Raw genomic sequence first — 12,900 nt, 5'->3', positions numbered from 1 at the left:
TTTATAAAATAGCTTGCACTAATAATACATATATGATAAACTATTGCAACTATTAAGTTGTATTGTAAATTAAGGAGTATTTTTTATGTATATTAAAAAAGTATTTTTATCATTAATAGTTTTATCGATATTTTTTGTATCTTGTTCAAACACAAAAACTACTAACTCTTCAGATTCATTAGCTTATCTTCAAGGCGGTGAAGGTGAATGGGTTTTAAAAGTAGATGATTTTACAATAAATCAAACTAATTTTAATAAAGATTATAAAGTATTCTTAAACTCTATGAAAGCACAAGGAGCAACTCCTGAACAAATAGCTATGATAGAGAGCGATAATAGATATAAACAAAACTACGCAGAAGATTTAATTAACCAAATACTTTTGCTAAAAAAAGCAGAAACAGATAAATTCTTTGAAACAGAAGAAGCTAAATCTACAATAGATGCTACTATCAGAAATATTAAAGCTCAGTACTATTATCAAAAATTAATAGAACAAGCAGCAAGCAATGTACCAGCTCCAACTCCAGAGCAAGCTAAAGCATTCTTTGACCAAGCAAAAGACCAATTACAATTAGCTCAATATGGTATCACAGAATATAATACTCAAACAGCTCCATATATAGCTGATATTTATAAAAGAGTTTATGCAGAACAAAACGTTCAAAGAGAAATTATTGATTTAAAAGACAAAGCAGTAATAGAAAGAAACAATGCTGTATTAGGAGAACCAACTATAGTACCTCCTACTACTATGCCTAACACACAAGGACAAGTAACAAATAACTTATTACCTAGAGCAACAAATTAATAAATATAAATAAACACTTGTAAGATAATATATAATTTATCTTGCAAGTGAATACTTTAAAAAAGAAGGAAAATGATGCCTCAAATAAATGAGAGTAATGACAAAAATCAACAAAACTTATCTTCTGATAATAAACCTAAAAAAGTAATTATTAACAAAAAATCTAATAATTCTAATAATACTGAAGAAAGTCAAGCTAGTGCTACTGTTAAAAAGATAAAAAAAGTTGTAGTAAAAAAATTATTATACATAATAAAACAGAAAAACAAGACTCTGCAAAAACAGAAAATGTTCAAACTCCAGAGCAGAGAAAACCTTTTAATAATAATAAATTTAATAATAACAGAGATAATAGCAATAATAATAGAGAAAGAGATAATAAAGGTTTTAATAAAGAATCAAACAATAGAGATTTCTCTAGAGATAAGCAATATAAAAACACTCAAATTACTCCGCCTCCTGTAGAAGAGGTATCATTCAAAAAAGATAATAAGAAAGATAATAAAAAAAGAGATTATGAGAAGAAAGAAAAAGAGTACGATAAAAAGTCTTCTCAAAAAGATTCTAAAGCAGAAGCTGCTCAAAGACAAGAAAATAAAATATTTAATAAATTACAAGCTAAAAAACTTCAGCAGGAACAAAGACTTGCAAGTGTTGAAAAAGAAATCAGCATAATGGAAACTATCACTGTTGGAGATTTAGCTAAAAAGATGAACTTAAGAGCTTCAGACATAATATCTAAACTTATGGGTATGGGTACTATGGCTAGAGTTAATGATATAATTGACTCTGATACAGCTACAATTATTGCTGATGATTTTGGCTGTAAGGTTAATGTTATATCATTACAAGAAGAAGCTACTATAGAGATAAAAGAAGATAAACCAGAAGACTTAAAACCTCGTCCTCCTGTTGTAACAATTATGGGACACGTTGACCATGGTAAAACTTCGCTTCTTGATGCTATAAGACATAGTAATATAACTTCTAAAGAAAGCGGCGGTATTACTCAAAATATAGGTGCTTATAAAGTAAAAATTCCTAGCGGAGAGATAGCTTTTATTGATACTCCAGGTCACGCTGCATTTACTATGATGAGAGCAAGAGGTGCTAAAAGTACTGATATAGTAATACTTGTTGTTGCTTCAGATGACGGTGTTATGCCTCAAACTTTGGAAGCTTTAAACCATGCTAAAGAAGCTAATGTACCTATCATTGTTGCTGTTAATAAAATGGATTTACCTAATGCTTCTATGGATAAAGTAAAAGCTGCTTTATCTGAACATGGTCTTACTCCTGAAGAATGGGGAGGAGATACTCAATATATAGGTGTAAGTGCTTTAACTAAACAAGGAATTAATGACCTTTTGGAAGCTATAATACTTCAAGCTGAAATGCTAGAATTAAAAGCTAATCCTAATAGAGAAGCTATTGGTATAGTATTAGAGGCTTCGCTTGACCAGGGAAGAGGTCCTGTTGGTACTGTACTTGTACAAAATGGTACTTTAAAAATCGGAGACTATTTTGTTTGCGGACTTTCTGTTGGTAAAGTAAGAGCTATGGTTAATGATTTAGGTCAAAGAGTTACAAAGGCTTTACCTTCTACACCTGTTGAAGTTTTGGGTTTTGAAAAGACTCCTGAAGCTGGTGAATCTTTCAATGTTATGCTTGATGAAAAAGAGGCTAAAGCTATAGCTGATAAGAGAGTACAATTAAAACAGCAGGAAGCTTTGAAGGCTAATGTTAAAGTTACTTTAGAAAACCTTTATGAGAAAATAGCTTCAGATGCTATGAAAGAGTTTAAGGTTATAATTAAAGCAGATGTTCAAGGCAGTGCTGAGGCTTTAAGAGATGCTCTAAACAAAATACAAAGTGATAAGATAAGATTTGTTTCAATATATAGTGCATCAGGAGCTGTTACTGAGAGTGATGTAAACTTAGCACATGCTTCTAATGCTATAATAATCGCATACAGAGTTCGTCCTTCTGGAAAGGCTAGAGAACTTGCTGAGAAACTTGGAATACCTATAGAGAGATACGACATTATCTATGAAGCAATAGAATCTATACAAAATGCTATGAAAGGTTCTCTTGAAAGACTTAAAAAAGAAGTGGATATTGGTACTGTTGAGGTTAGAGATGTATTCCATGTACCTAGAGTTGGAACTATTGCCGGTTGTTATGTAACTAGCGGAAAAATAGAAAGAAATGCTGGTGTTAGAGTAATGAGAGATAACGTACTTATTTATACTAGTAAAATATCTAGCTTGAGACGTGTTAAAGATGATGTTAAAGAAGTTGCTACTGGATATGAATGCGGTGCTTCTATAGAAAACTTTAATGATATCAAAAAAGGTGATTTATTAGAGATATTTAAGATAGAAGAAATCACTCAAGAACTTTAATATTTATTATGAAATATCAAATGACTAAATACGCCTTTTATAGGTATTATTAATTTTGAATGTGTTTTATTATTGTCATTATATATTTCTAAATGTTTTGTAGGCTCAAGACCTATATTGTATAATCTAAGGTCGCATAAAGCTAAACCAAAACCGGCACTTTCAGTATTATCTAATTGTTCTAAGAAAAAACTCTCCACCATATCGTTATTATAATATTCTTTAAAAGTGAGTCTCTTACTATCTATTCTTGTTCTTCCTAGCATAATAAGAGGTGAATCATTAACTATATCAAACTCTACATTATTTTTTGTGATATGAATAAATAATTTTATAATAAATTTGCTTTTAGTGTTTTCATTTAATAATAAAACATCATTATAAAAATTATCTATATTATTGTTATTGTCAGATAGAAATTTATTTTCATTTTTTAATATATTTTTTAATTTTTCTCTGCTTTCATCATCTCTAAATATATCAGAATATTTTTTCATTATATCAGGATTACTATAATATTCATCTAAAGAATAATTAGGATACATTTCATTAAGTACTTTTAAACTAATTAAATGTAAATATCTAGCCTTAATAGCATTAGTAATAAGCTCCATTAATATATAAATAACATCTTCATAATATTTTTCTATTTTGTATTTTATTAATATCTTATTTACTAATAAAGCAATTTTATCTTTAGTGATTGAATCAACAAAAAGAATATCAAACTCTATATCAGTTTTTTTTATATATTCTTCTATATTATTAAAAAAATCATCGTCTATCATTTTTAATTAATAATCTCTTTTGCAACACGTTCTAATACATTTTTATCGCCAAGTAATTCTCTTACCCTAATTAAATTAGAACTAGTTTTATCATAATATTCTTTATCTGTTAAATATTTTATTATATGACTGCTAATAGCATTTGGATTGCAATCTCTCTGAAGAAGTTCAGGAGCAGCTTCCTCATTAAGCATAACATTAGGCATGCCAACATATTTTATATTAGTAAAAAACTTACCAAGCAAAAAAGTTAAATGAGATATCTTATAACATATAACCATAGGCTTTCCATAACAAGCTGCTATCAAACTAGCTGTACCGCTGGACATTATAAGAGCATCAGAATATATATAAACATCATCTTTATTTTCTATCACAGAATAACATATTCCATTTAACAAATCTTTATAATTATCAATAATATTCTCTATAGGCTCTCTATATTCAGGATAAGCAACAGGTATAATAAACCTTATATTTCCAAATAGCATATCATTAAGTATCTTCATAGATTTGATAAACACAGGAGCAAGTTTTTTAATTTCCTGATACCTGCTTCCAAATAATACACCAACAGTATATTCTTTTTTATCCATATTTAATGGAGATACTTCCCTATTATAATTAATATCAGCAAAAGGGTGCCCGCTGTAAACCACATTACAATTATACTTCTTATAAACATCATAATCAAATTGAAAAGGGGTAATTATTTTTTTAGCAGACAATAATCTTTTAGCATTCCATTCTCCCCATATACCAACATGAGGCGGAAAGTAATAAATATAAGGAATATTATTTTTTTTACAATATTTAGCCAATATAAGATTAACTCCCTGATTATCTACAAGAAGCATTACATCAACTTTATTATTTTTAAGATACTCTTTTAATATATTGAAAGCTCCAAGTTTTTTGAAAGCAAATTTTGGATTAATACCTTCAAATATACCCATAGTAGATAATGTTGACATATCAGATAAAATATTAACATTAGCCTTTTTCATCTCAACACCGCCAAATCCATCTATTATGGTTTGAGGTGCTAATTTTTTTATCTCATTTGCAATCAAGGCTCCCTGAATGTCGCCAGATACTTCTCCTGTAGCTATAAATATTCGCATATATATTTTATTTACTATCTTTTATACTGTTTTTCTTGGCGTTATGCCTCTTCTAGACTCTGATATAAAAACAACTATTTTTTTAGCTATATCATTTAAACTATTATCGTTTAAGTATGTGTCTAAAAACTCTTGCTTTGTTTTATTCCAATTATACCACATATCATAAGCCTCTTCAGCATGACTAATCTGTTCAGAAGTAAAACCAGCTCTTCTCATTCCAACTAAATTAAGTTTATATATAATAGCTTCACCAGCATGAGCAGTTAAAGCATATGGCAAAATATCCCTACCAACAGCAGACATTCCGCTAATCATAGCATATTCGCCTATAGAACAAAATTGATGCACAACACAGTTACCAGAAATAAAAGCTCCCTTTCCTACCTTTACATGTCCAGCAACCAAAGCGCCATTACATATAATAACATTATCATTAATCTCACAATCATGAGCAACATGCCCAGTAGCCATTATATAACAATTATTTTTTATTATAGTCTTTGCATTTTCTTTTGATGCTCTATGCAAATTGGCGAACTCTCTTATCTCATTATTATCACCAATCTCTAAAAATGTAACAGTATTCCTATCAAAATGTATATCCTGAGGCAAATCACCCAAAACAACATTATCATGAATTATATTGTTCTTACCTATATTAGTGTATTCTTTTATAACACTATGAGCACCTATTACAGTGTTCTCTCCTATAGTTACATTGCCTTCTATTACAGCATAAGGACCTATTTTTACATTATCCGCTATTTTAGCAGACTCTGAAATAATAGCAGTTTCATGTATATCTTTTTTCATCTTTTTGTTATCCAATTATTATTAATTATTTATTAATCTTCATAGCTTCTCTATCTACTAAAAATAATCCTAAATCAGCAGAACAAGCTAAACTATCCCCTACTCTAACTTCACCATGTGTTTTAAGTAAAGTTCCGTTAAAAGCCTCAACAGTAACAAACATATCCATTACGTCTCCTGGTATAACAGGATTTTTAAACTTAACATTATCTATTTTAGCAAAAAACATAAATTTATTGCCAATTTCTTCAGGTTTTAATAATTTCATATAGCAATATATTCCAGAAGTTTGTGCCAATGCCTCAACCATTAAAACACCAGGCATTATAGGACTTTCTGGAAAATGACCTGTAAATTGAGGTTCATTAAAAGTAACATTTTTTAGAGAATGTATTTTACCTTCTTCTATGCTTATTACTTTATCTACAAGTAAAAAAGGATATCTATGCGGAAGAAGCTCCATTATTTTAGTTATATTAATATTTTCCATTTATCATTACCTTTTAAAAAAAATTCTACTTATTATTATATATAGTATAATGATACCATAATATTAACTAAACTTCAAGCAATTTAAAACTTTCTTTTTAAAAATATAGCCTTATGCGGACATAATTCTTGACAACAGTAGCAAGTAATACATTTATCATAATAATATTCAGGAGGATAATTTTTACCTTTTTTATCAAAGTTTAAAGCTAAAGGAGTAACAGGGCAAACCTTAACACATACCCCGCATTTTACACATTTATTTTTATCTATAACAGGCTTAGGTATAATAAAAGAAAATATCTTTTTCACAATAGGAAAATTAGCAAACTTCATCAAACTTCTTCCTATGCCTATTCTTTTATGCGGCTTTTTAAAATCAACAACCTTAATACTTTCTATATCATCTCCCAAAACTTCTATATCATCTTTGTTAGAGAAATTATGCTTAAAACCCATTTTTATAGTAGGTATATTATTATAATCAAAAGATATAATCTGTGAAGCAATATAATCTAAAGCAACAGCATCAGTAGAAAATAATAATGCATTTACCTTTCTAGGATTACCGCTTCTTGGTCCGTTACCTTCCATAGCAAGTATAGCGTCCATTATATATAATTTTGGATTTACATATTTATTTAAATCCAAAAGCATAGTAGAAAAATCTTCAAAATCAGGAAGCTTCAAATGATATTCAGCCTTTCTAAAACCTGGTATGCATCCAAATTGGTTTTTTACAGCACCAGTCATCACAGTTAAAGCATGAGATTTTAATTTTGGCAAACTAATTATAACATCAGCCTCTGTAACAGGTTTAGCTACAGTAAAACTCTTCTCTTGAACACCCTCAGGGAAATTAACACCAACAGGCTCATCAAAATCAGCATATTCTACATTAAGCCTGCTTGCAACCTCATCAATACCAGCTTTCAAAGCAACACTGCTTCCCTTCCCAACTCCAGGTGAATCACCATAAGAAACTTTACAGCCCCTCTCTTGCAAAATTGATGCTATAGCCTCAAAAACTACAGGGTGAGTTGTTACAGATTTATCAGCTGTTTCCGCTGCTAATAAATTCGGTTTTAATAATACCTTATCATTACTTTGAACAAATAAATCTATACCGCCAAGTAAATCTATACCGCGATTAATTGCAGATTTAACCATATCCAAATCATAATTATCACATTTAATTATAACTACCTTACTCATCTAATCCCTTTATAATATAACGATTTTTTAATAAATATTAGAAATAAAAAATTATAAGCTTAAAAAAATTATTATAATTATTCAGAAACGCCGTACATTTTGCTGTCAAATTCTTTTTTAATTCTGTTAAACTTATCACGTGTTCTAGTTAATGCAGAATCCATTTTATTAATAGCTCTTTGATTTGCACTGTATAACCCCAATGACTTTCTTGCATAAGGTATCATCTCATTCTTACTTACAGAATCAGAATTAATAAGTCTTACTATAGAGCTATAATATCCTTCATTGCCTGCTATCATTCTATTTCTTTTCATCTCTAAAGCATAAATATCTTTTTCTCCATTATCTACATCTGTAAGAGATACTCTAGAAACTGAAGCTGCATCACTTTGAGAAATATCTTCCATAGCAGAAATTAAGCTTTCTATAGTAGAAGTAGAATCTAGTCTTGCATTTTCTTCGCCGTTATTCAAAAAAACTAAAGGGTCTGTATCACTGCCTTGTTTTACCACTCTATTATTACCATTAAATTCAGCTATATAAACCTCTCTAGGATTAACAATACGTTCATCATTATCAGCATAAACATTTACTTTAGTGTTAATAGGAATGACAATTGTAGAACCATCTTCAGAAAATGCCACCTCAATCTTTGCAGCAGCATTATTATATGTAACCATAGAAGAAACATTTGCTGTATGTACTTGATAATCATCTTCTATACTTACAGTAAAATATCCATGAAGTAAAGATAATGATATATAAGAATATTCATCTGAAATAGAAGAATTAACCATCATAATACTTTTTTCATTTAAAGACACACTTCCGATATTATTTCCGTCTTTTAATACAGTAATCTCTACTGTTGTATTACTTTTTGTGGTTAATTTATAGCCTTCATGTATTTCACTGCCTCTGAAAACTCTTAATGACTTATCAGATTTTTCTATGAAAGCTACCCCAGATATACCTGTAACTCTAAAGGTTATATCTTGAGAAAAAAGTGTATTACTGCTAAAGAGTATAAATATATTCAGTAAAATTAGTGTAATTATTTTCATACTCAAACTCCTCGGCGAAATTCAAAGCTCCGCCAAGTAATATAATTGTATACACTAGAATAAAAAAAGTCAATAGCATTAAAAATTAAACTACTATATAGAAATATCTATTTGAGGAAGAACAGGATAAGAAAACAACATATTAAGATTAAAATCATCTGTTGTTATTATCACATCTTTATTTTTCATATCAGAGCATAAACTTATTATATAAGAATCATCAAGAATAAATGTAGCAAAAAATAGATTATCAGCATTATATATAACTCTTTCATCTAAATCTATCTCTATAGAATCTTTTATATCAAAAATAACCTTACCAAATTTTTTTATATAAGCCTCTTTTAATGTCCATAAAGTAAAAAAATCTATTTCTAATTTCTTTGAAGACTTTAAAAATTTACGCTCTTTAAAAGAAAAATATTCGCCTGCAATATCAAAAAATTTTCTCTCTTTAATAAACTCAGCATCAAGACCTATAAGGCTGTCGGACATTCCAACACAAATTAAATCTTTACTATGCGAACCATTAAAAAATATATTATCTTCATTTTCAAAATAAGGCTTACCATTATTATTTCTTTTTATTATTAAACTATCTTTATTATAATGTTTGTTAGCCATCTCTTTTGATAAACTTTCTATATTGCCATTATATTCATTATTAAAAACATATTTTAAGTATATCATAATTACTCTTTCATGCTTAATATTTTATTTTTAAGTTCATTTTCAATATTGACTAATTCCATTTCAGCATTTTTTCTTTTTTCTCTGCCCTCATTTTGTATTTTTATCACTTCGTCCAATGTAGAAATTAATTGTTCATTTGTATGTTTTAATGTTTCAATATCAACTATAGCTCTTTCAGATTCTTTTGCTGTTTCTATAGTAGAAGTTTTTAGCATATCAGCATTTTTTCTAAGAAGTTCATTAGTAGTGTCAGTAACAGCTCTTTGTGCTTTTGCTGCCTCATTAGAATGATGAAGCCCTATAGCTAAAACCATTTGATTCTTCCACAAAGGTATAGTATTAACAAGTGTAGATTGTATCTTTTCGCTCATCACTACATTATTATTTTGAACCATTCTTATTTGCGGTATAGTTTGTATTGATACTGCTTTAGTTAGCTCTAAATCATGCAGTCTTTTTTCAAATCTATTAGCTAAATCTTTATAATCTCTTGCTGCTTGTGCATCTTCGGGTGTGTTAGTTTGTCTTGCTTTTTCTTCAAGTTCCAATATTTTTTTATTTATATCATTATTTAACTTTTCTTTTCCAGCTTTAATATATAATTCAAGCTCTTTTAAATAATCCAAATTATAATCATACATTTGGTCTAATATACTAATATCTTTTAATAATGTTCTTTGATGATTTTCTAATATCTTTATTATACCGTCAATATTAACTTCTACTTTAGAATATTTAGTTTTTAACTTGCTCAAATTATTAATACCCTTTCTAAAAAATCCAAATATCCCTTTAGACTCTTTTTCTATATCAAAACCTTTAAGCTCTACTATTAAATCACTAATAGTGTTTCCTATATCTCCCAAATCTTTATTCATCACAGTACTTAATGTATTTTCAGAAAATTGCACCATTTTATTTTGTGCCGCAGAGCCATAAGACATTATAGAAATAGAATCTTCTAAATTTATACTATCAGATAACTCTTTTATTTTGCTATTGTCATTCTCACTGATTTTAGAATCTATACTTTTTTGAATATCTAAACTTAAAGAATTATTATTATTTTCTTGCATAAATCAAAACCTCCAAAAAAAATTATATTAATCCATCTTTTTCAAGCATGTTTTTTAATACATCTATATCGCTATTTATATCAATTAATTTATTTTCATTCATTTCAAGAAGCATTTTTTTTAAAGCTTCATTTAATTTTATTATAGCATCTTCTATCTCTAAAGAAGTTTTTTCTATATTATCATTCTTTACAGGTAAATTACAAAAATCAATATAATACTTAAGCATTTTTATAGCAGTTGGAAGATGATATTCATTTATCTTTTGAAGTTTTTTTTCGCCTTCTTTGTTGGCCTTAGAATAAGCAACCATATTATCAAGTATAGAAATCATCTCTTCCAAAGCAGGATTAATATCAGCATCATTAATTTCTTTTGAATACTCTTTTATTTTTTCTATATTTCTTTTTGTTTCCAATATTACTAAACTTTCATCATTAGAATTATTAAAATTATTATTAGAATATTCTTTATCATTATCTATATGATTATCATTTTCTACAGGAAAGTTTCTGTCTAAATTTAATTTTAATTTTTCAAAAATATATTTATCTTCTTCCATTTTTCACCATTTTAAAATTAATATGTTAACTTTTATTATAAACAATAAAATGATTATTGCAATATATTATTTTACCTTTTGATATATACACTCAAATGTATCTCCAAGATTAAATTTTTGTGCGAGTTTTTTATATAATTTTTCTGATAGTTTAGAGTTTTTAAAAATCTTAAATACATCTGTAAATCTATTATAATAAATACTTTGATTTTCTAAATTAATTCTTTTAAGTGAATATTTAGCAAAAAACATATCCAAAGATTTAGGATTAGCCTCAAATGCATGGTCGCTTGGAACTATAGAATAATAATTTTTATTAAACCTTCCGCTTACCCCATAACCATTAGGCATAGCCAAAGCAAATATACCATCATCTTTTAGAGAATATAATATATTTTCAAAAATTTTATCAAAATTATAAATATGCTCTACAACATACCAAGCTGTAATTATATCATACTCTTTTTCTTTATAATTAAAATCAAGCAAAGAACAATTATGCACATTTAAGTTTAAAGTATTAACGCAGTAATTTGAAGCATACTCACTTATCTCTATACCTTCAGTGATATATCCATAATTAGAAGCCTCTTTAAGAAAAAAACCCATAGCACTTCCAATATCTAATACTTTTCCATTTGGTTTTATTTTTTTTATCTTTTCTATTCTTCTCTTTGCCAATCGGCTTAAATTATCAACATCTTCTTCATAAGTTTTGCCGTATTGTTTTTTATAATCTTCTACAAAATATTTTGATGAATAATCTGTAAAAGGCGATAAAAAATATTTTCTAAATAAAGTGTTACAATGACCACATTTATATAAATTAGATTCCAAATTTCTGTTTTTTCTCTCTATATTAGAGCTTTTACAAAATGGGCATTTTATATCTTTAAAATCTTTTATATTAGAAAAAATAGTCTTTAGTCTTTCTATAGATTCATCTGTATTTATTTGCTCGGCATTCTCTATTAAACTATCTTGCTTTTCTTTATCGTTTATAAAAGCTTCTATTTTTTTAGCACTTTCATCAATGTCAGCATCTTCAAAAAATCCCAAATTAAAAAATATATCATCGCATTTATTAGCCAATTCATCATGATACTTAGTAGGTGAAAATAAAATAGTAGGAATCTTTGACTCTATACATTCAAAAGCAGTAAGCCCAAAATATGTTATAACTCCAGAATATGAATTAGCAAATATATCCTTAGAAAAATCAATATACTCTATATTAGAAAACTCACTTTCTCTTTTAAAATCTATTACTACAAATTTTTTATTAGTTATCTTTGAAATTATTTGAATAGCTTTATCTTTTAGTTGTTTATTAAAACCTAAATAAACAAGTATTGGAGAGTCTTCATTATATATAGGTTTTATAGAATTATTTAATATTGTAGCAATAAATGGCTTAATATTTACTTCTTTAGAATTATCTAAATTTGGAAGCATCTCTATTACAATATCAGCCAACCTCCTCTCGCTTCCAACACTATCTACTATTATAACAGATGATATCTTTTTTAAATAACTTATATATTTCTCTTCAACCTCTCTTGAATCAACAATTATAATGTATGGCTTTATTTCTCCTATCTTATTAAACTCAATAGTTTTTATATCAGCTCTTTTATATAATTCGCTTCCATTATCTATAGAAGAAAAAGTAAAATCATATATATCAGCCAATCTATTAGCTATAAGATTCATACGTGTAAAATGTCCATAGCCATATATACCATTAATATCAGTTATTATACATATATTCTTTTTTATCTCGTTTAACATACAAACTCTAATATAATAAAATCAAAAAATTAATAAAATTATACAATAAAAATTTAGAATTAC

At 27.6% G+C, this 12,900-nt stretch carries 11 protein-coding genes and 1 pseudogene; 2 read left to right on the top strand and 10 right to left on the bottom strand.

The features are described 5' to 3' along the window. Positions 1–85: 85 nt before the first annotated feature. Both BPP43_RS10610 and infB read left to right on the top strand, forming a co-directional pair. Entirely contained in the window at positions 86–811 is a 726-nt protein-coding gene (locus tag BPP43_RS10610; RefSeq protein WP_013243720.1) for a SurA N-terminal domain-containing protein, read from the top strand. Positions 812–886: 75 nt separating this feature from the next. Then, positions 887–3,216 (top strand): annotated as a pseudogene (gene infB / locus BPP43_RS10600) (translation initiation factor IF-2). Here infB and BPP43_RS10595 read toward each other — a convergent pair. From BPP43_RS10595 to BPP43_RS10550, 10 genes are all read right to left on the bottom strand, one after another. Continuing rightward, positions 3,213–4,004, bottom strand: a complete 792-nt coding sequence (locus BPP43_RS10595) for a hypothetical protein (RefSeq protein WP_013243722.1) — start codon at positions 4,002–4,004, stop codon at positions 3,213–3,215. The pseudogene infB and the gene BPP43_RS10595 overlap by 4 nt on opposite strands. Positions 4,005–4,006: 2 nt before the next feature. Continuing rightward, entirely contained in the window at positions 4,007–5,128 is a 1,122-nt protein-coding gene (lpxB, locus tag BPP43_RS10590) for a lipid-A-disaccharide synthase (RefSeq protein WP_015274925.1), read from the bottom strand. A 21-nt stretch (positions 5,129–5,149) separates the two neighbouring features. Next, complete coding sequence (lpxA, locus tag BPP43_RS10585; RefSeq protein WP_015274924.1) at positions 5,150–5,944, bottom strand: acyl-ACP--UDP-N-acetylglucosamine O-acyltransferase; 795 nt, start codon at positions 5,942–5,944, stop codon at positions 5,150–5,152. A gap of 25 nt (positions 5,945–5,969) precedes the next feature. Beyond that, entirely contained in the window at positions 5,970–6,434 is a 465-nt protein-coding gene (fabZ, locus tag BPP43_RS10580) for a 3-hydroxyacyl-ACP dehydratase FabZ (RefSeq protein ID WP_013243725.1), read from the bottom strand. A gap of 83 nt (positions 6,435–6,517) precedes the next feature. Next, positions 6,518–7,648, bottom strand: a complete 1,131-nt coding sequence (locus tag BPP43_RS10575) for a DUF362 domain-containing protein (RefSeq protein WP_015274923.1) — start codon at positions 7,646–7,648, stop codon at positions 6,518–6,520. 77 nt (positions 7,649–7,725) lie between these two features. Continuing rightward, the gene (locus tag BPP43_RS10570; protein WP_013243727.1) at positions 7,726–8,715 is read right to left on the bottom strand and encodes a hypothetical protein; all 990 of its coding nucleotides are present in this window, start codon (positions 8,713–8,715) and stop codon (positions 7,726–7,728) included. Positions 8,716–8,808: 93 nt separating this feature from the next. Then, the gene (locus BPP43_RS10565) at positions 8,809–9,405 is read right to left on the bottom strand and encodes a 4'-phosphopantetheinyl transferase family protein (protein WP_014936586.1); all 597 of its coding nucleotides are present in this window, start codon (positions 9,403–9,405) and stop codon (positions 8,809–8,811) included. 2 nt (positions 9,406–9,407) lie between these two features. Then, the gene (locus tag BPP43_RS10560) at positions 9,408–10,484 is read right to left on the bottom strand and encodes a toxic anion resistance protein (RefSeq protein WP_015274922.1); all 1,077 of its coding nucleotides are present in this window, start codon (positions 10,482–10,484) and stop codon (positions 9,408–9,410) included. A gap of 22 nt (positions 10,485–10,506) precedes the next feature. Next, a complete protein-coding gene (locus BPP43_RS10555; protein WP_013243730.1) occupies positions 10,507–11,046 on the bottom strand; it encodes a 5-bromo-4-chloroindolyl phosphate hydrolysis family protein in 540 nt (179 codons plus the stop codon). 66 nt (positions 11,047–11,112) lie between these two features. Next, the gene (locus tag BPP43_RS10550) at positions 11,113–12,837 is read right to left on the bottom strand and encodes a class I SAM-dependent methyltransferase (protein WP_015274921.1); all 1,725 of its coding nucleotides are present in this window, start codon (positions 12,835–12,837) and stop codon (positions 11,113–11,115) included. Positions 12,838–12,900 lie beyond the last annotated feature (63 nt).

This window comes from Brachyspira pilosicoli P43/6/78 (assembly GCF_000325665.1).
GTDB lineage: Bacteria > Spirochaetota > Brachyspiria > Brachyspirales > Brachyspiraceae > Brachyspira > Brachyspira pilosicoli.
Note: the sequence above shows the minus strand (reverse complement) of the source record. Positions and strands in the feature narration are given on the sequence as shown.